Source organism: Parasphingopyxis sp., assembly GCF_052168275.1.
Lineage (GTDB): Bacteria > Pseudomonadota > Alphaproteobacteria > Sphingomonadales > Sphingomonadaceae > Parasphingopyxis.
Window position 1 is genome coordinate 1 of record NZ_JBQLZM010000019.1, and the last position, 24,333, is coordinate 24,333.

At 65.7% G+C, this 24,333-nt stretch carries 22 protein-coding genes, 1 tRNA gene and 1 pseudogene; 16 read left to right on the forward strand and 8 right to left on the reverse strand.

Annotation, left to right across the window (positions count from 1 at the left end; all coding sequences use genetic code 11):
- From ACTS1X_RS01920 to argE, 6 genes are all read left to right on the forward strand, one after another.
- A partial coding sequence (locus ACTS1X_RS01920; RefSeq protein ID WP_442612701.1) for a TolC family protein occupies positions 1-567 on the forward strand: 567 nt, incomplete at its 5' end.
- A gap of 21 nt (positions 568-588) precedes the next feature.
- A tRNA-Gly gene (locus tag ACTS1X_RS01925) sits at positions 589-662 on the forward strand.
- Positions 663-697: 35 nt separating this feature from the next.
- Positions 698-1,543 (forward strand): hypothetical protein, encoded by an 846-nt coding sequence (locus ACTS1X_RS01930; RefSeq protein ID WP_442612702.1) that lies wholly within the window; start codon positions 698-700, stop codon positions 1,541-1,543.
- A 180-nt stretch (positions 1,544-1,723) separates the two neighbouring features.
- On the forward strand, positions 1,724-2,095 hold the full coding sequence (locus tag ACTS1X_RS01935) for a hypothetical protein (RefSeq protein WP_442612703.1): 372 nt from the start codon (positions 1,724-1,726) through the stop codon (positions 2,093-2,095).
- Positions 2,096-2,179: 84 nt separating this feature from the next.
- Entirely contained in the window at positions 2,180-3,508 is a 1,329-nt protein-coding gene (locus tag ACTS1X_RS01940) for a methyltransferase family protein (RefSeq protein ID WP_442612704.1), read from the forward strand.
- A 105-nt stretch (positions 3,509-3,613) separates the two neighbouring features.
- Entirely contained in the window at positions 3,614-4,795 is a 1,182-nt protein-coding gene (gene argE, locus ACTS1X_RS01945; protein ID WP_442612705.1) for an acetylornithine deacetylase, read from the forward strand.
- Positions 4,796-5,345: 550 nt separating this feature from the next.
- On the opposite strand, the gene ACTS1X_RS01950 is transcribed toward argE, so the two are convergent.
- From ACTS1X_RS01950 to ACTS1X_RS01965, 4 genes are all read right to left on the reverse strand, one after another.
- Positions 5,346-6,158 carry an arylamine N-acetyltransferase family protein gene (locus ACTS1X_RS01950; RefSeq protein WP_442612706.1) on the reverse strand — a complete coding sequence of 271 codons (813 nt, stop codon included), beginning with the start codon at positions 6,156-6,158 and terminating at the stop codon, positions 5,346-5,348.
- A 2-nt stretch (positions 6,159-6,160) separates the two neighbouring features.
- Positions 6,161-7,534 carry a glutamate--cysteine ligase gene (locus ACTS1X_RS01955; protein WP_442612707.1) on the reverse strand — a complete coding sequence of 458 codons (1,374 nt, stop codon included), beginning with the start codon at positions 7,532-7,534 and terminating at the stop codon, positions 6,161-6,163.
- A 100-nt stretch (positions 7,535-7,634) separates the two neighbouring features.
- Positions 7,635-9,605, reverse strand: coding sequence for a proprotein convertase P-domain-containing protein (locus ACTS1X_RS01960; RefSeq protein ID WP_442612708.1), 1,971 nt, complete (start codon positions 9,603-9,605; stop codon positions 7,635-7,637).
- 110 nt (positions 9,606-9,715) lie between these two features.
- Positions 9,716-10,465: a 16S rRNA (uracil(1498)-N(3))-methyltransferase gene (locus ACTS1X_RS01965; RefSeq protein ID WP_442612709.1), complete on the reverse strand. Its 750-nt coding sequence runs from the start codon at positions 10,463-10,465 to the stop codon at positions 9,716-9,718.
- Between the two features lie 49 nt (positions 10,466-10,514).
- Between ACTS1X_RS01965 and ACTS1X_RS01970 the strand changes: the two genes are divergently transcribed.
- The 5 genes from ACTS1X_RS01970 to ACTS1X_RS01990 are packed head-to-tail and all read left to right on the forward strand — an operon-like array spanning position 10,515 to position 14,748.
- Positions 10,515-10,886, forward strand: coding sequence for a hypothetical protein (locus ACTS1X_RS01970; protein ID WP_442612710.1), 372 nt, complete (start codon positions 10,515-10,517; stop codon positions 10,884-10,886).
- On the forward strand, positions 10,883-11,806 hold the full coding sequence (gene ubiA / locus ACTS1X_RS01975; RefSeq protein WP_442612711.1) for a 4-hydroxybenzoate octaprenyltransferase: 924 nt from the start codon (positions 10,883-10,885) through the stop codon (positions 11,804-11,806). The genes ACTS1X_RS01970 and ubiA overlap by 4 nt, the downstream gene beginning before the upstream one ends.
- Positions 11,807-11,850: 44 nt before the next feature.
- A complete protein-coding gene (locus ACTS1X_RS01980) occupies positions 11,851-13,197 on the forward strand; it encodes a TldD/PmbA family protein (RefSeq protein ID WP_442612712.1) in 1,347 nt (448 codons plus the stop codon).
- Positions 13,190-13,975, forward strand: coding sequence for an inositol monophosphatase family protein (locus tag ACTS1X_RS01985; RefSeq protein WP_442612713.1), 786 nt, complete (start codon positions 13,190-13,192; stop codon positions 13,973-13,975). The genes ACTS1X_RS01980 and ACTS1X_RS01985 overlap by 8 nt, the downstream gene beginning before the upstream one ends.
- Positions 13,972-14,748, forward strand: a complete 777-nt coding sequence (locus ACTS1X_RS01990) for a Stf0 family sulfotransferase (protein WP_442612714.1) — start codon at positions 13,972-13,974, stop codon at positions 14,746-14,748. Before ACTS1X_RS01985 ends, ACTS1X_RS01990 begins: the two co-directional genes overlap by 4 nt.
- Here the strand turns inward: ACTS1X_RS01990 and ACTS1X_RS01995 are convergent, their stop codons facing one another.
- Both ACTS1X_RS01995 and ACTS1X_RS02000 read right to left on the reverse strand, forming a co-directional pair.
- Positions 14,749-15,165: a CoA-binding protein gene (locus ACTS1X_RS01995; RefSeq protein ID WP_442612715.1), complete on the reverse strand. Its 417-nt coding sequence runs from the start codon at positions 15,163-15,165 to the stop codon at positions 14,749-14,751.
- Between the two features lie 36 nt (positions 15,166-15,201).
- Positions 15,202-15,966, reverse strand: coding sequence for an Mrp/NBP35 family ATP-binding protein (locus ACTS1X_RS02000; protein ID WP_442612722.1), 765 nt, complete (start codon positions 15,964-15,966; stop codon positions 15,202-15,204).
- A 301-nt stretch (positions 15,967-16,267) separates the two neighbouring features.
- Between ACTS1X_RS02000 and hflK the strand changes: the two genes are divergently transcribed.
- From hflK to ACTS1X_RS02020, 4 genes are all read left to right on the forward strand, one after another.
- Positions 16,268-17,401, forward strand: coding sequence for a protease modulator HflK (gene hflK, locus ACTS1X_RS02005; protein ID WP_442612716.1), 1,134 nt, complete (start codon positions 16,268-16,270; stop codon positions 17,399-17,401).
- Positions 17,398-18,270, forward strand: coding sequence for a protease modulator HflC (gene hflC, locus ACTS1X_RS02010; protein WP_442612717.1), 873 nt, complete (start codon positions 17,398-17,400; stop codon positions 18,268-18,270). The genes hflK and hflC overlap by 4 nt, the downstream gene beginning before the upstream one ends.
- 116 nt (positions 18,271-18,386) lie before the next feature.
- Positions 18,387-19,943, forward strand: a complete 1,557-nt coding sequence (locus ACTS1X_RS02015; protein WP_442612718.1) for a Do family serine endopeptidase — start codon at positions 18,387-18,389, stop codon at positions 19,941-19,943.
- 114 nt (positions 19,944-20,057) lie between these two features.
- Positions 20,058-21,650 (forward strand): helicase HerA-like domain-containing protein, encoded by a 1,593-nt coding sequence (locus tag ACTS1X_RS02020; protein ID WP_442612719.1) that lies wholly within the window; start codon positions 20,058-20,060, stop codon positions 21,648-21,650.
- Here ACTS1X_RS02020 and ACTS1X_RS02025 read toward each other — a convergent pair.
- Entirely contained in the window at positions 21,647-22,063 is a 417-nt protein-coding gene (locus ACTS1X_RS02025; RefSeq protein WP_442612720.1) for an acyl-CoA thioesterase, read from the reverse strand. The genes ACTS1X_RS02020 and ACTS1X_RS02025 overlap by 4 nt on opposite strands.
- 192 nt (positions 22,064-22,255) lie before the next feature.
- Between ACTS1X_RS02025 and ACTS1X_RS02030 the strand changes: the two genes are divergently transcribed.
- On the forward strand, positions 22,256-23,767 hold the full coding sequence (locus ACTS1X_RS02030; RefSeq protein ID WP_442612721.1) for a ComEC/Rec2 family competence protein: 1,512 nt from the start codon (positions 22,256-22,258) through the stop codon (positions 23,765-23,767).
- Position 23,768: 1 nt separating this feature from the next.
- On the opposite strand, the pseudogene ACTS1X_RS02035 reads toward ACTS1X_RS02030, so the two are convergent.
- A pseudogene (locus ACTS1X_RS02035) lies at positions 23,769-24,333 on the reverse strand (glutathione S-transferase); the annotation flags it as partial.

The window sequence follows — 24,333 nt, forward strand, 5'->3', positions numbered from 1 at the left end:
GTCGTCGCCGCCGAAAACCGGCTCGCCGCCGCCGATGCCGAGATCGCCGCCGCCGCCGCCGCCCAGTTTCCGAGCTTCTCGATCAGCGGCGTCATCGGCCTGATCTCGCTCGCGTTCGGCGACCTGTTCACCGACGACGCGGTCATCGCGTCGCTCGGCGCGGCGGTCTCGGGCCCGCTGCTCGATTTCGGGCGGACCGCGGCCGAGATCGACCAGCGCGAAGCCGAGGCCGCCGAGGCCTTCGCCGATTATCGCCGCCGGGTTTTCGTCGCGCTGGGCGATGTCGAGCGCTCGCTCGGCTCGATCGCGGCGGCCGACGGCCGCGCCCGGGCCCTCGAACGCCAGCTCGTGTTCGACAATGACAATGTCGGCCTGGCCGCGATCCGCTATCGCCGGGGCCTCAGCGATTTTCTCACGGTGATCGACGCCCAGCGCGCCGCCAACGCGACGCGCAGCGCCGAAATCCTCGCCCGCGCCGACCGGGCGCTGCAGCGGGTCGCCCTGTTCCGCGCGATCGGCGATGCCGAGGCGCTGCCCGATATTGCATATGGCGCGCCAAGCGACTAACTCCCGCCTCGCGCCTGGCGAGCGGGTATAGCTCAATGGTAGAGCACTAGCCTTCCAAGCTTGTGATGCGGGTTCGATTCCCGCTACCCGCTCCAACACTTTCCCGGTTCATGAACGGCGGAAATTTCGCGTGAAACCCGGCCATCCGATTTTCGAAGACAATCCGGTCGCCGGAAGCGTCGAACTGTCCACCGGGCCGGCGCCGACCCCCTATCGGGTCCATGACGGCGAGGCGCTGCTGATATTCGGCGATGTCGCGTCTGACAGGATGCGGCAATCCATCGACGGCGAAGCGGTCCATCCCGTGGAGATGGCGCCGGGCAGGGCGGCAGCCGGTTTCATCATGGCGGACTTCCGACAGGCGAGCATGGGCGCGCATGGCGAATTGCAGTTCTTCGCGCTTGTCAGCGAGAGGGAAGGGGAGAGCATCGAAGACGCGCCTCTGGCCCTGCCGATCGCCATGGCCACCCGGCCGGATTGGGGCACGTTATGCTGCAATCTCTGGAACGATCTGGATTCGGTTGTCGCCTACAACAACGAGTATCTGGGTCTCAACGCGCGGCATGCCGCGTTCCGGCTGTTCGAAAAATCCCAAGGTCGATCTGTCGGGTTCGCGGTTTCCGATGAGGCGGGCAACGCCATCATCGAGGGCCGTTTTCAGCCGCGGCGATCCACCCCGTTTTCCGCGATGTGGGAAATGATGCGTATTGCTGGTATGCGCGACCTGATCGCGCTGGGCAGAGCGCCCTATGTCCGGGGCAATGTGGTGAACAGGATCGGCTCGGTAATGCCGAAAAACCGGAAGGCGCCGATTTTCACGTCTTCGGACCGCAATGTCGCGCGGCACTGGGATCCGCGGGTCGATAAGCTGGAAATCGCCGAACCGGCCTTGTCCGCGCTCGATTTTCGTCCCCGCGCGCTGCAGCATTTACGGCCGTTCCGCTTCGTCTACCGGCATCCCGACGATACCGTCTGAAAACCGTGACAGGACCGCTCCGGCGGGAGGGCATGGTGTGTAACATCGGTTCGATTCCCGCTACCCGCTCCAGCTTCTCCGCGCCCCGAAACGCCCCGCGCGTTAACCGGATGGAAACCATAACCGGCGAGGATGCGCCGAAACGGCCGGTCCGGCCGGCGCATTGCGGAAGGGGCCATCATGCTGATCACGAAACCGCCCGAATTTCCCGGCGAACTGCTGCGCACGGTCGACGTGCTCGCCGAGCCCTGCCTGATCGTCACCGGCGAGGGTTCGCTGCTGTTCGCCAACGGGGCGGCCCGGGCGCGCTGGAATCTCGATACCGGCTCCTCGCTCGCGCGGATCGATGTCGACGACGCGCTGATGCGCCATATCGAACGCGCGGCACGCGCCGATGCGCCGGTCTCCGCCCGCCTCCCGCTCGCGCCCGGCACGGCGGCCCATGGCGACGTCCTGTGCCACGGCAATCTCATCCGGCTGGCCGCCGCGCCCGCGGACCGCTGGGTGCTGCTGCGCTTTGCCGAGCCGGCCGCCCGGCCTTCGGACCGCTGACCGCCCCGGCGCGGCGATGAAGCCGGGCCCAGATAGCCCGCATCTTCATCTTTAAATTACCATTTTTCCTTAGATTTGCGCCGCATGAACGCCCATCGCGATATCGAGCGCCCGGCCCCGGCCACCGGCGCGGATCCGCGGCCGCCCTCGGCCGTGTCCAGCGGCGTGGGTTTCGTCGGCCTGGCCGGCCTGTTCGCGGCGATCATTATCGGCCGGATGACGGGCGCGAACGGCCCGGTCGCCTCGATGCTCGCGGTCGTCGCCTGCGGCGTGCCGATGATCCTCTGGACGATCTTCGTCGACAAGGCGTGGAAGAACGAGACGACGGGCCTCGACTGGAGCCGCCCGCTCCGGCCGCATGACGAGACCCGCGACATCAGCATCGCCAAGCTCGCCGGGCTCTGGGCAACCTGGGGCATCATCGCCGCGCTCTACTGCATCTGCCGCTGGTACTGGGACGGGCAGTATCTGTTCGCGATGCGGATGCTGGCCTGGTCGGCGCCCGTGCTGTTCGTGGTCTCGGTGCCCTATATCTTCTGGATCGACCGCCGCCTCGCCGAGCCGAAGGACGGCGCCTACATGTTCGGCGCCTGGCTGACGGGCGAACGCGCCGATATCGACCGAGAGAAGCTGGTCGAGCATTTCCGCAGCTGGGCGGTCAAGGGCTTCTTCACCGCCTTCATGATCTCGATCGTGCCGGGCAACTGGTTCGAGGTGCTGCGCTGGTCGGCCGACGATATCGTCTCCGACCCCGTGGCGCTGAGCCGCTTCCTGATCGCGCTGCTGTTCCTCGTGGACGTCGCCTTCGCGACGGTCGGCTACATCCTGACGCTGCGCCCGCTCGACGCGCATATCCGCTCGGCCAACCCGTACACCCAGGGCTGGGTCGCGGCGCTGATCTGCTACCCGCCCTTCATCCTGATGAACCCGGGCGGCCCGCTCGACTATCACCAGAATGTCGGCGACTGGACCTTGTGGCTGGACGGCTGGCCGGTCGCGCTGGCGATCATGGGCGCGATCCTCGTCGTGCTGACCGCGATCTACAGCTGGGCGACGGTCGCCTTCGGCCTGCGCTTCTCCAACCTCACCCATCGCGGCATCCTGACCCACGGGCCGTACCGCTGGACGCGCCACCCGGCCTATGTCTCGAAGAACGCCTTCTGGTGGCTGGCGACGATGCCGTTCATCGCGACGAGCGGCAGCCCGGTCGACATGATCCGCAACACCGTGCTGCTCGCGGCCGTCAGCGGCGTCTATTACTGGCGCGCCAAGACCGAGGAAAAGCACCTGATGGCCGACCCGGCCTATCGCGAATATTTCGACTGGATGGAACGCAACGCGCCCGTGCCGCGCTTCTTCGCCTGGGTGACGGGGCGCAAGGGCAGGCCGGGCGAGATGGTGCCGGCGGAGTAGGGCGGAGCGCGCCCAGCCCCCAACGCACATTTGGACGCGGTTCGAAATCGCCGATACAGTCGTCCCGCAACAAGGCGGAGCGAAATGGTGGACGGATCGCAATCAGTGCGCGCGACAGATGGCGTATCCGTCAGCCACCCGACGGCCGCCGCACGCGAAATCCTCGCCGCGCTGATCGCCTTCGACACGACGTCGCGGAACAGCAATCTCGCCATGATCGCGTGGATCGAGGACTATCTCGCGCGTCACGATGTCCGCGCGACGCGCGTGACCGATGCGGAGGCGCCCAAGGCCAGCCTCTACGCGACGATCGGCCCGCCGGTCGAAGGCGGCGTCATCCTCTCCGGCCATAGCGATGTCGTTCCGGTCGACGGGCAGGATTGGGACAGCGATCCCTGGACGGTGACCGAACGCGACGGCCGGCTCCACGGGCGCGGCACCTGCGACATGAAGGGCTTTATCGCGCTCGCCCTGGCCGCGGTGCCGCTGTTCGGACAGGGCCGGCGCCCCGTGCATCTGGCAATCAGCCATGACGAGGAAATCGGGTGCAAGGGCGCGCCCGCGCTGATCGCCGAGATCGCGGACGCGCTGCCCGCGCCCCGCCTCGCCATTATCGGCGAACCGTCGATGATGCGGATCGTCAACGGCCATAAGGGTATCTGCGTCTATCAGGTCGATGTCTGGGGTCATGAGGCGCACAGCTCGCAGACGCATCTCGGGGTGTCGGCCAATATGGCGGCGATCGATCTCATGCACGATCTCGCCCGGCTTGCGCGGCGGCTGGAAGCATCGGGCGACCCGGATAACGGCTTCGATCCGCCGCATGCGACGCTCACCGTCGGGCGGATGCAGGGCGGCACGGCGGACAATATCCTGGCCCGCCATGCGCGCTTCCATTTCGACCTCAGATGCCCGCCGGGCGAGGATGCCCATGGCCTGTTGGCGCCCTTCGCCGAAAAATGCCGGGCGCTGGATGCGGAGCTGAAAGCGGCCTTTCCGGACGCCGGCGTCACGATGACCGAACTGGCCAACGCCCCGCCGATGACGCCGAGCGGCAGCGCCGATGCCGAGGCCTTCGTCCGCAAACTGACCGGCGACAACCGGCCCGCGGGTGCGGTCGCCTATGCGGCCGAGGGCGGGCAGTTCCAGCAGGGCGGTTTTCCGACCGTGATCTGCGGGCCCGGCTCCATAGAGCAGGCGCACCAGCCCAATGAATATATTTCGGTGGACCAGTTCCGGCGCGGCGCGGATTTCATGCGGCGGCTGGCGGAGGAGCTGAAGGGGTGAGCGTCAGCGGGGGCGAGCGCCCACCCGGCTAATCGCGACGATACTCGAAGCATGGCTCAGCCAGGTATGCAAAGCGATCGGCTGATCGTACTCGCGCTTTCATCGGCAAAGCAACGGAAAGTGCGGAGGACGGAGCCGACCCATCCTATTCCCTGTCCTACAGACACCCGCCCATGATACCGTATGCCTTGCGGCCCAACCGCAGGCTCTTTGACCCCGTCGCTCCCCGGGGCCGTGCGTCCTGTTGGGCACGCTTGCCCATTCTCCTGTGGCGAATAGCACGCAGATCTTGCGGGGCGCGTGTCGACCGGTGCCAAACGGGCGCTGTCCGAAACGGTCGCTGTGTGTAAACTATGTGAACTTGGTCAGCGAAAGCACGCTTTTCCTGAACGACCATGGCGAGGGGCCCTTCGGTTGGCTGGCAAAGCCAGCCGCTCGGGATGAACGGCGCGACGCGGCAATCGGGAGCGGCAATGCCGGAGGCGTCCCGCGAAATCCGGTGCAATCCCGGCCGTCCCGATCCCGGGAGAGGGCGCGGATGGAGCGCGGATCAGGCTTCGGCGGCCGCCATCTTGTCCCACAGCCGGCCGGCTTCGGGCAGCGGCCGTCCGAACAGCCGGGAAAGCAGTTCCGCCAGCTCTTCGGGCGATCCGATTTGCCGCTCGGTCAGCCCGGCCTCGGTCAATGTGCGCAGGACCGGCAGGTCGAGCATTTCGAGACGCCCGTCTCGATGGGCGTTCACGATCACCCGCTTTCGGAACGGAGAAGAATCGTTGCTCTGCAGCCATTGGCAACGCGCCTCCAGCTTGGCGTCGTCGGTGATCGTCGGCCCGAAATCGAACGAAGGCGGCATCAATCCGTCATGGTTGTGGAAGCGCCACCAGGTCTCGTCGAGCCTTTCGAGCCGGAAGCGGGCCGGTCCCTGCGCGATCTCGCCTGCCTCGAGCGCGACCGGTTCGATGAGGCCGGTGCCGAAACCGGTATCGGCGATATAGCTGCGGTCGAGTTCGACGAGCAGCACGAGATGGTTGCCGATCGCCTCGTCGCCGAAGCCCGCGCGGTTCACGCCGCCGGCGAGATACGCGACCCGAAAGCCCAGCGCTTCGAGCATCCAGCCGAGCAGGCCGTTCATTTCGTAACACCATCCGCCGCGGCCGCGCGTCACCAGCTTGTCGAAGGCGCGGCCGGGGTCGCGGGTCAACGGCCGACCGAGGGCGACGTCGATATTCTCCCAGGGGATATTCTCGACATGGCCGCGATGGACGGCCGCAAGCGTCGCGAGGTCCGCTCGCGGCGTACCGACGAAGCCGATCCGGTCGAGATAGGCTCCGACCTGCCGCTCGCTGGGCCGTCCCCCGTCCAAGGCTAGAAACTCTCTTCCTCGTAGACCTTCGTCACATCGCCGTTCCATGCGCCATGGAAGCGCTCGAGCAGGCTTTCGGCCGGCGTCTTGCCGCTGGCGACGATCTCGCGCAGCGGATCGAGGAAGCCGCTTTCATTGTCGCCGCTGCCGTTGAGGCGGGCCCGCGCGCTGAGGCCCGCGGTGGCGATGTCGAGGATTTCGGGCGCGATGTCGCCGAGCGTCCGGTCGCCCGGCACCGGCGCCTTGAGGCCGAGTTTCGGGACGCTGTCGCGCAGCGCCTCGCGTTCCTCGAGCGTCCACGCATTCACCATGTCCCAGGCCGCGTCGAGCGCCGTCTGGTCGTAGAGCAGGCCGACCCAGAGTGCGGGCAGGGCGCAGATCCGGTTCCACGGGCCGCCGTCCGCGCCGCGCATCTCGAGAAAGCTTTTCAGCCGGACCTCGGGGAAGATCGTCGAGAGATGGTCGTTCCAGTCGTCGATCGTCGGCTTTTCGCCGGGCAGGATCGGCAGCTCGCCGTTCAGGAAGTCCCGGAAACTGAGGCCCGAGGCGTCCAGATACTCGCCGTCGCGATAGGCGAAATACATCGGCACATCGAGCGCGTAATCGGCATAGCGCTCGTAACCGAACCCGTCCTCGAAGACGAAGGGCAGCATGCCCGTGCGGTCGGGATCGGTGTCCGACCAGATATGGCTGCGGAAGGAGAGGAAGCCGTTGGGCTTGCCCTCGGTGAAGGGCGAATTGGCGAACAGCGCGGTGGCGAGCGGCTGGAGCGCGAGGCCGACCCGGAACTTTTGCGCCATGTCCGCCTCGCTCGAATAGTCGAGATTGGTCTGGATCGTACAGGTGCGCAGCATCATGTCGAGGCCGAGATCGCCCTTTTTGGGCATGTAGTCGAGCATGATCCTGTAACGGCCCTTGGGCATGATCGGCAGCTCGTCGCGCCGCTTGTCGGGCCACATGCCGAGGCCGAGAAAGCCCTTGCCGGTCGTCTCGCCGATCGCCTTGACCTGTTCGAGATGGCGGCCGGTTTCCGCGCAGGTCTCGTGGAGATTGTCGAGCGCCGCGCCGGAGAGTTCGAGCTGCCCGGCCGGTTCGAGGCTGACCGTCCCGTCCGCGCCCTTCATCGCGATGACCTTGCCATTCTCCTCGATCGGCTCCCATCCGAACTCCGTCAGCGCGAGCAGCAGGTCCCGGATGCCGCCGGGTTCGTCATAGGAGGGCGCGTGAAAATCGTCGCGGCAATAGACGAACTTCTCATGCTCGGTGCCGATCAGCCATTTTTCGGCGGGCTTTTCGCCCCCCGCGAAGACGTCGAGCAGCTGCCGGCGATCCTCGATGATCGGCGCGTTGCTTTTTGAAACCGTCTTCGTGCTCATGAATCGCCCTTAGCGGCCTTGGCGGCTCCACGCCAGAGTAGGAACGCTTGGGTGGGTGCAAGATTTCCGCTTGCCGGTCGGCCTGTCGCGCGAGCGTTCCTCAGTTGACGGTCGCCCGGAAGGTCAGCGCGAAGGCGACGCTGGGCGCAAGGCTGCTAGCCGTGGCGGTGATCGTCGAACCGCTGACCGAGGCGCCGAACGGATCGCTCTCGTCCGCGCCCGCCGCGTCGTCGTCCTCCGCCGTAGTCGCCGAAGCGCAGTTCGCGCCGCTCATCATGGTGCCGGCGGCATAGGTCATGTTGGCGGGCAGGGCGTCGGTGGCCGTGATCGACGTGGCCGTGCCCGAACCGGGGTTCGAAATGAGGATGCAATACTCGATCACCGCACCCGGAATCGAATAGGGGTCCGTCGTGTCGTTGATCGGATCGCTGACGAGCGAACTGATCTTCGTGACGCTGAGCGTGGTTTCGGGATTGCAGAAGAGAATGTCGTGGATCGACGCCGCCTGGCCGTCCGGATCGGCCGGGGCCGTCGTGTGGTTGCCATAGACGATGGTCACGGTGTCGACCGGCGAGAGGAAGGTGACGACGACATTGCCGTCGGCCGAGTCCCCGGCCGAGCCGGCATCGCCGATCGCCACATTGCCGACGACATAGTTCGCCACGCCGTTGGTCAGCACCGGCATCACCGGCAAGCCGTTGAACGAGCCGGTGATGGTCAGCTTGTCGGCGAAGTCGTTGGCGGCGAAATCGATATCGAAGACCCGGAACTGCAGGCCCGGTACCGCGGTGGGCAGGGTCAGAACGGTGACCGCATTCTGCGACCGGGTCGTATATTCGAGAAACTGGTAGAGCGCCTGCTCGGTCGCGCCGAACCCGCCGGTATTGTTCGTCGTGTCGTCGGGCGATGCATTCGCGAAGGTGCCGTCGGTGCTGATCGCGAAACTGATCGTCCCGATATTGGTGACCGCATAGCTCGTGGTCAGCGCGCCCGCCGTCCAGGCCCGGTTGTTCCAGTCGAACAGCGTCTGGTTGATCGCCGGGCACACGGTCGTCAGGCTGGGCGGCGTGCCCGCCGTGCGCGTCCCGGACACCGTGAATGTCGCGCTATCATAGTCGTCTTCGCCGGTCGCGCCGTTGGCCGGTGTGGAATCGGGATCGGGGGCGGAGGACGCGGTGATTTCGGCGATATTGGTGACCGTCGCGCCCGATGTCGCGTTCACCGTCGCGGTGATCGTGAGGGTCCGCGTCTGTCCCGGGGCGATCGACGCGACGGACCAGACGCCGGTGCCGCTGTCGTAGCTGCCATTTCCGGAATGGCTGACATAGGTCACGCCGAGCGGCAGGCTGTCCGAGACGGTGACGCCGGTCGCCGTCTGGCCGGACGCGGCCGAGTTGGTCAGCGAAAGCGTGTAGGAGATGCTGGTGCCGTTGGCCGGGCTGCTGTTGCTGACGGCCTTGGTGAGCGAGAGATCGGCGACGTCGGGCGGCATGTCGGTCAGGTAGAGATCGGCGCGCCGGAAGCTGCCGTCATCCTGCGACGGAAAGATGTCGCAGATTTCGAGGCGCCACGTACCGGCGGAGTTTTCGCCGTCAAAGGCGGACAGCGCGCTGTTGGGCCGGAAATCGTGCTGGTAGGGCGGAGCGGTCGTGGAGTGGGTTGCCGCGTTCCCGTCGGTGTTGACGAGCTGCGTTCCTTCGTCGTTCAGGCGCACGTTGAAATTGTCGCCCGAGACGTTGTTGGCGTCGCCGTCGACCAGCTGCACGCGCGTTCCGGCGGGCGATTGCAGGGTCGCCCGGATATCGCCGCGCCACGTATGCGTGGCCAGCAGCGCGAGATCGACATCCGACACGGTGAAGGATGCGCCGACGGTGAAGGTGCGGACCATTGGCGCGGTGCAGGTCGTTCCGGAATTGATCGTGCCCGTCGTCGTGTTCGAAAAGCTTGTGGTCGTTTGCGCAAGGCCCGGCGAGGCGCCCAGCGCGGCGAGGCATGCGACGAGCCCCGCGCCCAACGCACGACACAGCCATCTGGCCGAACCGGTTATCGGCAATTCCCCAACCCCACTCATGCGGAAAGGATTAACCAAACACGCTGAATATTTCGTAAAAGCGGGCGCCCGTTTCGGGATCTCGGCAAGTCTCTCGAAAGACGGAGAGAATAGCGTTTCCGGGCTGGTCTCTATGCGGTCCAGTCGCCGCGTCCGGCCATCCAGAGGCTGATGGCCGCGGCTGCGGCGGTATCGGCGCGCAGGATGCGCGGGCCCAGCGATACGGGTACCGCCTGGGCCAGGGCGCGGATCGCCCCGTCCTCCTGCTCGGTGAAACCGCCCTCGGGGCCGATCAGGATCGCCGCCGGCCCGTCATGCGCGGCAAGCGCCTCGGGGAAGGACCCGCCGCCGCGTTCGGCCGCGTAGAACAGGGTTCGCCCATCCGGCCAATCGGCAAGCAGCGCCTCCAGCGAAACCATCTCGGCGAGTTCGGGAAGCGCGGTGCGCTCGCATTGCTCGGCGGCTTCGATCAGGTGCGATTTCAGCCGGGCCGGTTTCAGCCTGTCGATTATCGTGCGCTGCGTGCGGACCGGGAGGAGGCGCGCGACGCCCAGTTCGCAGGCCTTTTCGACGAGCCAGTCGATCCGGCCCTTCTTGATCGGCGCGAAACACAGCCAGAGATCGGGGACGTCCTCGCGGTCGCGCAACTTGCCCTCGACCCGGAGCACGGCGTCGCGCTTGCCGATATGCGCCAGTTCGGCCAGCCATTCCCCGGTCCGGTCGTCGAACAGCTTGACCTGGGCGCCCGCTTTCAGCCGCAGGACGCGGACGAGGTAATTGGCCTGTGCGGCGTCGATGACGATCTCGCCGTCTTCCTCCAGCGTCGTATCGATAAAGAGCCGGGGCGGACTGTCGGGCGGCCAGGCGGGCGTTGCGGGCATGGTGAAGGCGTTAGACTAGACCGAGGCGAGGCGCTAGATCGGCGACGCCATGAATGCTCGTACGACGCAATATCTGATCGGCGCGGTTTTCGCCGTGCTTGGCGGCTGGGCGCTCGTCGCGCCGGAGTCCGTGATCGCATTGACGATCCGGCCGGAATTCCACAGCGAGGATTTTCTCGCGACGTTCGCCATCGCCTGTTTCGGCGCTCAGGCCTGCCTGTTTGCGTTGGTCGCGTTCACCGCAAGATTCACGCGTCGGACATTCGCGGCTTACGGCCTGGCGCTGATTCCCTTTTTTGCGTTCAACGGATATTTCTATTTCGTCGTGCCGCTATTCACCACCGTCGGGCTGCTCGACTTCATCGGCAATCTCGTCATGCTCGGCCTTTGCTGGCATGGCTGGCGGGTTGCCGAAGCGTGAGCCGGAAAGCCGTCGTCGCGGAGTCGGTTCCCGATACCGAGCGCCACTGGCTGATCGCCGCGCTGCCGCCGTCCATCCGTCCGTTCGGCTTGCTCGCGCGGTTCGACCGGCCGATCGGCTGGTGGCTGCTGTTCTGGCCCTGCGCCTGGAGCGTTGCGCTGGCCGGCGGCGCGGCCGAGCGCTGGGATCTTCTTCTCTGGCTGCTGCTCGGTGCGATCGCGATGCGCGGGGCGGGGTGCGTCTATAACGATATCGTCGACCGTGACCTGGACCGGAAGGTCGAGCGGACGCGCGCCCGGCCCCTGGCGAGCGGGCGGGTGTCGCTGCGGGCGGCCTGGATCTGGTTGGCACTGCTTTGCCTGATCGGCCTGATCGTGCTGATCCAGCTGCGCTGGGAGGCCCAGCTGGCGGCGCTCGGCAGCCTTGCCCTCGTGGCCGCCTATCCGTTCATGAAGCGGATCACCTGGTGGCCCCAGGCCTGGCTCGGGCTGGTGTTCAGCTGGGGCGCGCTGGTCGGCTGGATGGCGATCGCCGGCGAGCCGTCGCCGGCCATGGCCTGGCTCTATGCCGGCGCGGTCTTCTGGGTGATCGGCTATGACACGATCTATGCGCTGCAGGACATCGAGGATGATGCGCTGGCGGGCGTGAAGAGCACGGCGCGCCGGCTCGGCCGGCATGCGCGCTCCGGCATCGCGCTATTCTATCTGCTCGCGCTCGCCTGCTGGTGTCTCGCCGTCTGGCAGGTCCGGCCGCAATGGCTGGCGCTCGCCGCCCTGCTTCCCGCCGCCCTGCATCTCGCCTGGCAGGTCGCGACGCTGCGGCCGGACGACGGCGGCGATGCGCTCGCCAAGTTCCGCTCGAACCGCGAGGCGGGATTGCTGGTCGCGCTGGCCTGCCTCGTCGTCGGAGCGACGGCCTGAGCCGCGAGGGTGACAAGGCAGCGCCGCCTCCCTAAATCGCCTCCATGCTAACCGTCACCGAAGCGCAGGCGCGCGTCTCCGATCTTGTCGCATCCGCAAAGAGGGCCGGCGCCGATGCCGCCGACGTCCTGTACTCCGGAGGCATGTCGACCGAAGTGCAGGTCCGCCTCGGCGAGCTGGAGGATGTCCAGCGATCCGAAGGCGAAGAGATCGGCCTGCGTTTTTTCGTCGGCCAGCGCTCGGCGAGCGTATCGTCCTCCGACCTTTCGGACGCGGCGCTCGCGACCCTGGTCGAGCGCGCGGCGGCGATGGCGCGCGAGGCGCCCGCGGACGCCTATGCCGGGCTCGCCCCGGAAGACCGGCTGTTCACCGGCGAACTGCCCGATCTCGATATCGACGACGGCCAGGATGTCGCGCCCGAAACGCTGCGCCGCCATGCGCTCGAAGCCGAAGATGCGGCGCGCGCGGTCGATGGCGTGACCAACAGCGAGGGCGGCGGCGCATCGGCGGGCCGCTCGATCATGGCGCTGGCGACGAGCCACGGCTTTTGCGGCGGCTATCAGGCATCGAGCTATGGCTGCTCGGCCAGCGTGATCGCCGGCGAAGGCGGCGGGATGCAGCGCGACTATGCCTATCGCACGGCGCGCCATTTCGCGGATCTCGACTCCCCGGCCAGCATCGGCCGGCGGGCCGGCGAACGGACGGTCGCCCGGCTCGATCCGGCCAAGCTCGCGAGCGGCGCGATGCCGGTGGTGTTCGATCCGCGCGTGTCGGGCGGGCTGCTCGGCCATCTCATCGGCGCGATCACCGGCTCGGCGATCACGCGGGGCACGAGTTTCCTGCGCGACAGCCTGGAGAAGCAGGTGTTTTCCAGGGGCGTGACGGTCCGCGACGATCCGTTGCGGCGGCGCGGCCTGCGGTCGCGGCCCTTCGATGGCGAGGGGCTGCCGGTGGCCGACCGCGCCATCATCGATGACGGGGTGCTCACCGGCTGGCTGCTCGACAGTGCGTCCGCGCGCCAGCTCGGCCTCGAACCGACCGGCCACGCGAAGCGCGGGATCGGCGGACCGCCGGGCGCGGGCGCGACCAACCTTCACCTCGAAGCCGGTACGGCGACGCGGGACCAGCTGATCGCCGACATCGAACAGGGCGTCCTCGTCACCGAGCTGATCGGCATGGGCGTCAACCCGGTCACAGGCGATTACAGCCGCGGCGCGTCGGGTTTCCTGATCGAGAAGGGTGCGATCGGCGCGCCGGTCGCCGAAATCACCATCGCGGGCAATCTGAAGGACATGTATCGCGAATTGACGCCGGCAGACGATCTCGAATTCATTCGCGGGGTCAACGCGCCGAGCGTCCGGATCGAGGGCATGACGGTCGCCGGTGCCTGAAGCCATGCTCGACGCGATCGCCGATATCGCCGCCGAGGCTGCCGAAAAGGCGTGCGACCGCTGGCGGGGCGAGTTGGAAATCTGGAACAAGTCGCCGGATCACCCGGTTTCCGACGTCGACCTGCTCGTCGACGATTTCCTGCGCGAGCGGCTGGCCGCGCTCGATCCCGAAGCCGGCTATCTGTCCGAAGAAACGACCGACACCGCCGCCCGGCTCGGCAAGTCGCGAGTGTGGGTCGTCGATCCGATAGACGGGACGCGCGATTTCATCCGCGAACGGAAGGGCTGGTGCGTATCGGTCGCCCTGGTCGAGGACGGGCAGCCGATCTACGGCGTGCTCGAGGCGCCGGCCCGGAACGAACGCTGGATGGCGAGCGCGGGGCAGGGCGCCACGCGCAACGGCTTGCCGCTCGGCGTGAGCGGCCGCACGGCACTGGCCGGAGCGCGGGTGCCGGCGCACAATATCCCCAAGGCCGACAGCGATCTCGTGGCGGTCGACCAGCCCAATTCGATCGCGCTCCGGATCGCCATGGTCGCGGCGGGCGAGGCCGATCTCGTGGCGACCTTGCGCTGGGGTCATGAATGGGACGTCGGCGCGGCTGCGCTGATCGCCCGCGAGGCCGGCGCGATGGTAACCGACGCGCTGGGCGCGCCGCTGATCTTCAACACCCATGCCGCCGAGGCCTTCGGCGTACTCATCGCGACGCCCGGCATCCATGCCGCGGCCGTCGAGCGCCTGCGCGAGCGCGCCGAGAAACTGTCGAAGCGCGAGCCGTGAACGCGCTGGAAACGCTGGAAAGGATAGCGCCGCTGGACTGTCGAGAGGTCCGCAAGCAACTGCTCTTGCCGGTCGACCGCATTCGCTATCGCTTGGCTTCTGAGCGCGTCTTTGTCATGCTTTTCGCCGCACGCGCCGGCAGCACCTATGCGGGCCAGCTGCTGTCGAACCATCCGGAAATGAGCAAAACCGTTGAATGGTGCAATCCGAAGCGGCTTATACGCACACGGCGATCGAAGGGCTTGGCGGACGACGGACTGGCGCTGCAATGGTCTCTCGATCGGCAAAAGGAACGCATTTTCGGTCTCGAATGCACGCTGGTGGGAATAACTTCATGCGCATTGCTGGGATTTCTCGACCAGATATTGCCGCACGCCCAATTCATCATCTTGCGCCGGCGCGATACGGTCGCTCAAGCGGTATCCATTCGCAAAGGGCGTCTGAGTGGCCGCTATTCGAGCCTGCAGAAATCTTATCGGAACATTTGTGACGACGATTTCGATTATGACGCCATCGCGCACCACAAGGCCATAGTCGAGAAAATATACGCTACGCATGAGCGTTTATTGGCCGAACTCGGAATAGAAGCGGAGACCTATTATTACGAAGATGTCGTAGCCGATCCGGCGCAATTTCAGCAGGCCATATATTCCGGCCTGGGTCTGGCACACCATCATGGCATTTCGACGCAAACGCGGTTCAGCAAGATCGCGGACGATATCAATCGCGCTTGGATCGCGCGCTTCAAGCAGATGGAACGCGATCGCTTCTGATCACATGCCGAGCCGCGGCATCTCCTGCGCCGGGCATTTGTCCATGACGACTTTCAGTCCGGCCGCTTCGGCGCGCGCGGCGGCTTCGTCGTTGACGACGCCAAGCTGCATCCAGACCGATTTCGCGCCCGCCGCGATCGCCTGATCCACGGCTTCGCCGGCCGCCTCGCTGTTGCGGAAGATATCGACCATGTCGACCGGTTCGCCGATCTCCGAAAGATCGCCGACGACCGTTTCGCCATGGATCTGCTCTCCCGCGATGGTCGGATTGACCGGGAATACGCGAAAGCCCTTGCCCTGAAGGAATTTCATGACGCGATTGCTCGCGCGGTCGGGCCTGTCCGACGCGCCGATCACGGCGATCGCCTCGGTTTCGGTGAGCAGTGCGGTCAGTTCGTCGTCGCTGGTCAGCGGCATCGGGTATCTCCTTTACCGGAAAGCGGGCGGGTAACGCTATCGACCCATCCAGTCGGCCAGTTTCCCGGCGATGGCGTTGAAGCAATCCGCGCCCTTGCCGCTGTTGGCGGCGGGCGGCACGCCCTCGTCCGAGGCGAGGCGGATATCGAGATCGAGCGGAATCCGGCCGAGAAAGTCGAAACCCAGTTCTTTCGCGGCCGCTTCGGCGCCGCCGGTTCCGAAAGGATCGGACACGGCGCCGCATTCGGGGCATTCGTAACCGGCCATATTCTCCACCAGGCCGATGATCGGCACATCGGCCTCCTCGAACAGGTGGATCGCGCGTCGCGCGTCGATCAGGGCGAGATCCTGCGGCGTCGACACGATGACCGCGCCGGCCGGCTTGTATTTCTGGACCATCGTCAGCTGCACGTCGCCGGTGCCGGGCGGCAGGTCGATGATCAGCGTCTCGGTGTCGCCCCATTCCGCATCGATCAGCTGGCCGAGTGCATTGCCCGCCATCGGACCGCGCCAGGCGATTGCCTGGCCGGGCTTCACCAGCTGGCCCATGCTGAGCATCGAAATGCCGAAATCGGTCGGGACCGGAACGAGTTTCTTGTGTTCGTTCGCCGTCGGCTTGCGGTCCTCCGCACCGAGCAGGCGCGGCTGGGACGGGCCGTATATGTCCGCATCGATCAGCCCCACGCGCAGTCCGCGCCGCGCGAGCGCGATGGCGAGGTTGGCCGACAGGGTCGATTTGCCGACGCCGCCCTTGCCCGATCCGATCGCGACGATCCGCCGGGTGGTCCGCTTGCTCGTCATGGCAACGCGCACCTGGTCGACGCCTTCGATCGCAGACAGTGCGCGGTTGATATCGGCTTCGATCAGCGTCCGTTTGTCGACATTGATGTCGGTTACGTCGAGAATCACGCTGGCAATGCCGTCGGCGAAGCGCGGCGCCGGGGCGCGCCCGGAATCGATCAGGCCCTTGCCCGAAAGCGGATCGGCGATGGCATTGAGCGCGGCGGAAAGTTGGTCGGCTGTTTCGGTCATGCCGATCAAATAGGAAGCCCTTCACCAAATGACACTGTTTTTCCCCGAAAGGCTTCCTATAAAGAGAGCTATGAGCCTTTTTACCGGTGTAGGCGCGCGGATTGGCGCCATGTTGAACAGCGAGGGCCGCGGCCCTTGGGGGGGCCGTGGCAGCGGCGGATCGGGCGGTAACGGCTCGGGTGGCGGGGGCGACGACGGCCCCAAGAACCCGTGGTCGCAACCGCCGCGTAAACGGCCGTCCGGCGGACAGTCCGGCCCGACGGCGCTCGATGAGCTGCTCAGGCGTGGCAAGAGCCAATGGGGCGGCGGCGGAGGCCGCGGTCCCGACCTGCCGACCTTCGGCGGTCGGCCGATCTGGTTCTGGGCGATCATCCTGCTCGTCGTGCTCTGGATATTCTTCACCTCTTTCCATCTGGTCGGCCCGCAGGAACGCGGCGTTCTGACCCGCTTCGGCAATTATGTCGGCACATATCAGCCGGGTCCCAACTTCTCCTTCCCGGCGCCGATCGACCGGGTGCAGATCATCGACGTCGACAATATCCGCACGATCGACATCGGCGGCGGCGGCGAAAATGCCGAAAACCGGGTGCTGACCGGCGACCAGAATATCGTCGATCTCGCCTATCAGATTCGCTGGAACATCAAGGAGCCGCAAAACTATCTGTTCCAGATCGTCGATCCCGAAGCGACGATCCGCGAGGTTGCCGAAAGTGCGATGCGTGCGGTGATGGCGCGGGTTACGCTCGACGACGCGATCGGCGCCGGGCGCGGCGAGATCGAACAGCGGGTCCAGGTGTTGATGCAGGATCTGCTCGACGGCTACGGCGCCGGCGTGCTCGTGCAGGGCGTGGCGATCGAGGAAGCCGATCCGCCCCAGGCGGTTGAGGAGAGCTTCCGGCGCGTGTCGGCGGCCCAGCAGACCGCCCAGACCTATCTCAACAATGCGCGCGCCTATGCGCAGCAGCTGACCGCCCGGGCGCAGGGTGAATCGGCCGCCTTCACGCGCGTCTATGAGGAGTATCGCCTTGCGCCGGAAGTGACGCGGCGGCGCATGTATTACGAGACCATGGAACGGATTCTGGCGAGCGTGAACATCACGATCGTCGAAACCGACAATGTGACGCCGTATCTGCCCCTGCCGGAGGTTCAACGCCGCATACGGCAGCAGGCTACACCCGTGCCCGAAACGGGAGACGCACAATGAGCATCGCAAGCCGCGTGGCGCGCAACCCGATCGCCTATGCCGTTCTCGGCGTCGTAATCCTGGTCACCATTTTCAGTTCCTTCTCGATTGTTCCCGAGACGCGCCAGGCGGTGATCGTCCAGTTCGGCGAGCCCGATCGGATCGTCAATCGCTACCAGCCGGGCGAGACTTTCGGATCCGGCAGCGCCGGCCTGATGGCGCATATTCCGTTCATAGAGCAGGTCGTGTGGATCGACCGCCGGATCCAGAATGTCGAGATGGAGCGGCAGCAGGTGTTGTCGACCGATCAGCTCCGGCTGCAGGTCGATGCGTTCGCCCGCTACCGGATCGTCGATCCGCTGCAGATGTACATCTCGGCGCGGACGGAGGACCGGGTCAGCGAAGCGCTGCGGCCGATCCTCGCCTCGTCGCTGAGGAACGAGCTCGGCCGGCGGCCCTTTGCGGCGCTGCTCAGCCCCGAACGCGGGCAGGTGATGCAGAATATCCGGGAGAGCCTGAACCTCGCGGCACGTCAATATGGCGCCGAGATCGTCGACGTCCGGATCAAGCGGGCGGACCTTCCCGAAGGCCAGCCGCTGGAATCGGCCTATCGCCGGATGCGCTCGGCGCGTGAACAGGAAGCGCTGACGATCGAGGCGCAGGGCGCGAAACAGGCCCAGATCATCCGGGCCGAGGCCGACGCGGAAGCCGCGCGGACCTATGCCGAGGCGTTCGGCGCCGATCCGGCCTTCTACGATTTCTACCGGGCGATGGAGTCCTATCGGGCGACGTTCGGGATCGATCGGCCGGCCGGCCCCGATGATGGCGAGGCGGCGATCGTGATGTCTCCGGACAACGAATATCTGCGTCAATTCCGTGGACTGCGCTGACAGTTCGACGAACGGCAGCGTCGTCCCCTATGTTCAATATGTGTTAAGACGCTATTCCGCAGCTAACAGACAGGTGTCGTAAACGGATACAGCGAAGAGATTGGAGAATTATGGCCGTGCGTTACGCTTATGCGATTACAGGAATTCTATTGGCCGGAGGCACAGCAGCCACACTGACGCTGCAACAGCCGGTCGGAGCCCAGGTCGCGCAGAATGCTCCTACCGCCATGCCCCGGGTCAGCGCGCCGGGGAGCTTTGCCGATCTGACCGAGCGGCTCGCGCCCGCCGTCGTCAACATCTCGACGACGCAAACGATCGAAGTGCAGAGCCGCAACCCCTTCGCCGGGAGCCCCTTCGACGATTTCTTCCGGCAATTCGGCCAGCGTGGCCGGAACAATGGCCCGATCACCCGCGAAGCCACGTCGCTTGGCTCGGGCTTCATCATTTCCGCCGACGGCTATATCGTCACGAACAATCACGTGATCTCGGCGCGGGGCGGCAATGGGCAGCCGGGAACCGATCCGGTGGACACGATCACGGTGACGCTGTCGGACCGGACCGAATATGAAGCCCGGATCGTCGGCCGTGACCCGTCTTCGGATCTGGCCGTGCTGAAGATCGACGGAAACAATCTTCCGTTCGTCCAGTTCGGGGATTCGGACGATCTGCGGGTCGGCGACTGGGTGATCGCGATCGGCAATCCCTTCGGTCTCGGCGGTACGGTGACCGCGGGTATCGTCTCGGCGCTCCAGCGGACGATCGGGCAGGGCGGCGCCTATGACCGCTATATCCAGACCGATGCCTCCATCAACCAGGGCAATTCGGGCGGTCCGATGTTCGATATCGAGGGCAATGTCGTCGGCATCAACAGCGCGATCTTCTCGCCGACCGGCGGCAATGTCGGCATCGGCTTCGCCATTCCCGCGTCCGAGGCCCGGCCGATCGTCGAGACGCTGCGGCGCGGGGAACGCGTCCAGCGCGGCTATCTCGGCGTCTCGATCCAGCCGCTCGGCGACGATATCGCCGATTCTCTCGGCCTGCCGCGCAACCGCGGCGAGATCGTGGCGCGCGTCGAGCCCGGCGAGGCCGCCGAACGCGCGGGCATCCGCCAGGGCGACGTGATCGTGAGCGTCAACGGTCGCGATGTGACGCCCGACGAGACTTTGTCCTACATCGTCGCCAATCTGCCCGTCGGGTCGCGCGTGCCGATCGTGCTGATCCGCGACGGCGAGCGCGTCCGCGTGACCGCGACGATGGGCGAACGCCCGACCGACGAGGAGCTTCTGCGACGTGCGCAGGAGGGTCAGGAGGAAGAAGAGGGCCTGGAAGAACCGACCAAGGAAGATCCGGGCAGCGACGAATCCGAAGCGACGATGGACGCGATCGGGATCGGCTTCCAGACCCTTACGCCGCAGATCGCGCGTCAGCTCGGCATCGACAGCGGCGTGCGCGGGCTGGTCGTGAACCAGGTCGATCCGTCGAGCGACGCGGCGCAAAAGGGCATTCGCCGCGGCGATGTCGTGCTGTCGATCAACCGCACGGCGACGCTCGAGCCCGGCGATGCGGTGCGCATCATCAGCCAGGCGCAGCGGGCCGGCCGCAGCTCGGTTCTGCTCCTGCGCCAGCGCGGAAATTCCGTCCCGCTCTATATCGGCGTGGACATCATCGAATAGCGCGTGTGACCCCGCCGACGGGACATCGGCGGGGCCTCGCTGTCCGACCGTTTCGCGGTTTGCATCGCCAATCCGGCCGTCTATCGTTCCCCGGAATTCGAAGGGGGCGTAGCGATGGATGAATCGGCTGGTATCTTTCTCGGCAAGGGCGGCGGCGAAAAACAGTATCTGAACCTCGCCCGCGCCAACCGGCACGGCCTCATCGCCGGAGCGACCGGAACCGGCAAGACGGTGACGGTCCAAGGGCTGGCAGAGAATTTTTCGCGTGCGGGTGTCCCGGTGTTCGTGGCCGATGTGAAGGGCGATCTTTCCGGCGTCGCGATGCCGGGGAGCGCGGATTTCAAGCATCACGACAAGCTGATCGAACGGGCCGAGGAGATCGGCCTCGAAAATTATCGCTATGCCGACAGTCCGACCATCTTCTGGGATCTGTACGGCCAGAAGGGCCATCCGATCCGGACGACGATCAGCGAGATGGGGCCGTTGCTGCTCGGCCGGCTCATGGACCTGTCGGACGCGCAGCAGGGCGTGCTCGAGATCGCCTTCCGGTTCGCCGACGACGAGGGCATGCTGCTGCTCGATCTCGAAGATCTGCGAGCAATGCTCATTGTCGTGTACGAGCACTCCAAGGAGATATCGTCCGAATATGGCCATGTCTCCAAGGCAAGTGTCGGAGCAATCCAGCGCAAACTGTTGCAGTTCGAAGGACAGGGTGCCGACAAGTTTTTCGGGGAGCCGGCGCTGGATATTGATGATTTTTTCCGAACCGATCAGCAGGGCCGGGGCTTCATCAATATATTGATGGCCGACAAGTTGATCGGCAGTCCGCGCACCTACGCCACGTTCCTGCTCTGGCTTCTGAACGAGTTGTTCGAAGCGCTTCCCGAAGTGGGAGATCCCGAAAAGCCCAAGCTCATCTTCTTCTTCGATGAAGCGCATCTGCTTTTCAGGGACGCCCCCAATGCCTTGACCGAGAAGATCGAGCAGGTGTCGCGGCTCATCCGGTCGAAAGGTGTCGGCATATTCTATGTCACCCAAAACCCGATCGATCTTCCGGAAGAAGTGGCAGGGCAGCTCGGTAATCGGATTCTTCACGCGTTGCGCGCTCACACTAGGCGGGATCAGCGAGCGGTTCGGGCGGCGGCGGAGACCTTCCGGATCAATCCCGGTCTCGACGTCGAAACGGCGATCACCGAACTCAAGGTCGGCGAAGCGCTGGTCTCGACCCTGATGGAGGATGGCGCGCCGTCTCCGGTGCAGCGCACGCTGATCCGTCCGCCGCGCTCGCGGATGGGGCCGATCTCGACCGGCGAGAGGGCCGCGATCATCGCGGCATCGCCGATCGGCGACATCTATGCCGAGCGCGTGGATCGCGAATCCGCCGCCGAAGTGCTTGAGCGGAAGGCGCAGGACGCGGCCGAGACCGCAAAGGAAGTCGAGGAGAAGGGCGAGGAGTCCGTGCGCCAGCGCCCGCGCCGGAGCACGTCGCTATGGGCGAGGGTCGGGCGAGCCGCCGCGGGCGCCGCCGCCGCGTCCGCCGGCGCCGCGCTGGGCCGCCGGATGTCGGGACGGACGAGCCGTGCGAATCCGACGGCATCGGCGGCGAGCGCGGCCGGCAGCACCATCGGCAACGAAATCGGCCGAGCGATCGGCGTACCGGGTGTCGGCCGCTTCGTGCGCGGCGTGCTCGGCGGGTTGTTGCGCTAGCGCTCGTTCCTGGCGGGCAGGAACAAGGCGGCGACTTCTTCGGCGATGCGGGCTGGGCGCAGCGTTTCCGCGTCGATGCAGCACCAGCGCGACTTCACTTCGGCCAGCACCTCTTCGCCGCGCTTGATCACCGTATCGTAGAAGGCGCTCGCGCCCTGCACCTTTTCGACGACGACCGAAGCGATGACCGTGTCGTTGAGGAAGGCGGGCTTGCGGTAGGTGATCTCGTGCTTGAGCGCGACCCAGAGATGCGCGGCGACGGCCTGGGGCGGCGCGATCTTCTCCCAATGGGCGAGCACCGCCTCCTGCACCCAGTTGAGGTAATTGGCATTGTTGACATGGCCCATGAAATCGATGTCGTCGGCATCGACGGCAATGGGATGTTCGTGGCGGGGCAGGGCGGTGTCGGTCACAATGGCGATACTCGGTTACGGTGAAGCCTATTCTATAGCTGACAATCATGTCAGTAAAGCGACGATGAATGTCCGTGCCTGCTGCGCCCCGCCGAAAATCATGATATCGTCCGATCCAGCAAGCCATCTTCGGGGCGCATGGATCGGTATACCGGCGGCAGGTGCCGCCCGGCCAGATCATGGGAGAGGGCGATGACACATAGATTTGTCGATCTGCGCGAAGACGGAAAACACACGCATCTTTACGACGCGATAGACGGGGACAAGGTCCGCGAGGTGCTGTGGGGCGACTGGCTCACGATAGACGGGCCGCCCAGCCAGGGCTGGCAGAAGGTCATCTGGTCGCCGAACAATCCCCGATACCGCCGCGAACTCTTCATTCCCGAGGATCATCTCAGCGATCATCGTCCGCTCGAGATCATCTTTCTCGACGTCGGCCAGGGCGACGGCGCGGTCCTGATCACGCCGGAGACCGACCAGGACGAGCGGGTGATGGTCATCGATGCCGGCGTCGGCGACAATATGCACCGGTTCCTGCGCAAGCGGTTCGGCGGTTATCGCGACCTGCATTTCGACGCCGCGGTCCTCACCCATCCGGATCACGATCATTATGGCGGATTCAAGCCGATTTTCGAAGATCCCGATTTCCGTTTCGAGAATCTCTATCACAACGGGCTGATCGAGCGCGCGGTCTCCGGCAGCTACGAAAAGATCGGCGGCAAGACGCGCGATCCGGCAGCCCGGCGCAGCTATGTCACCGATATCCGCTCGGACCGGGACAGCATCGCCGCGCTCTATCCGCCGGGGTCGCCGGTCGACGACTATGAATTCCCGCCGCTGATGCGATCGGCGCTCGCAATGCCGGGGCTCGATTTCGCGATGCTGTCGACCGAGCATGGCGTGCTCGAGGGCGGCAAGCGCTATGTACCCGGTTTCGCGCCGTCCGACGCGCATCCCTATCAGATCGAAATCCTCGCGCCGGTCTGCGAGTTCGACGATAACGGCGATCCGCGCCTGCGCGTCCTCGGCAGCGCCTATGGCAAGACCAAGAACGGCCATTCGGTGATATTGCGGCTCCGCTACAAGGAATTTTCCGTGCTGTTCGGCGGCGATCTCAACGAGGCCGCCGAGCAATTCCTGCTCACCCATTATGCCGGGATCGAGGGATTCCCGGACAAGGGGACGCAGGATTATGGCGACATGGTCGAGGATGCCGCCGTCCATTGGCGGTCGGACATCATGAAAGTCTGCCACCATGGCGCGGCCGACGTGACCGACGCCTTTCTCGAAACCGTCCATCCGGCCTGCTTCATCATCTCCTCGGGCGACGAGGAGGGGCATGTCCATCCGCGCCCCGACCTGCTCGGCCGGCTGGGGCGGTTCGGGCGCGGCAAGGCGCCGGTGCTGCTGTCGACCGAATTGCAGCGGTCGAGCCGCGAGAAGGAGGACGGAAAGATCGTCGACCGCATCCGCCGCACGATCGAGAAGGCGGGTGACGGGCTGACCGAAAACCAGCAGGCGAGGCTCCGCGAGGATGTCACGAAGCTGGCCCGGGTCAATGTCGACGTTTACGGCGCCATCTATCTCAAATCGGACGGCGAACGGCTGATCACCGCGTTCAAGATCGAGCAGCCCTCTTTGAACAAGCGCTGGTTCTGGTTCCAGTACCGGTTCGATTCGCGCGGCAGGCTCAGCGTCGTCTGAACTAGCCGTCCTGGCTGAGGACGTGATTTTCGAAGCGCACTCTGCGGGGCAGTTCGAAATCGCGAAAGCCTGATCCGCCGATCCGGTCCAGCAGCGCGTCCGCCGCCGCCCTGTCGCGGCCGTGAAGCGCGCGGTAGAAATCGAGCGGGCGCTGCAGCATCCATAGGGTGAAGGTCATGGCCGCCCGTTGTCCCGTCCGGCCGCCGATCGCGAAATCGACGAAGCCGACGGCGCGCGGCACATCGGCTCCGGGATTGCCCTCGGCCCAACCGGCATAGGCGGTGGAGACCGCCTGGAGGTGCGGCATCTGTTCGGCCATCATCCGTTCGAGAACGGGCAGCAGCGTCTCCGGGATCGCGTCGTCCGGGAGGAATTCGCCCGAAAGCGGGGTTTCGACGTCGATCATCCGTTCGACCCAGCGGGCGACGTTCGGCGCGAGACCTTTCATCAGCTTGCCCGATTCCGGGTCGCGATAGAGATGGGCGTAGAGCGGGCCGATCAGGCCGTAATCGCCGATCGAGGCGCGGGAGCCGAGCAGATAGTCGTGCGCGGCAAAATGCGCGTCG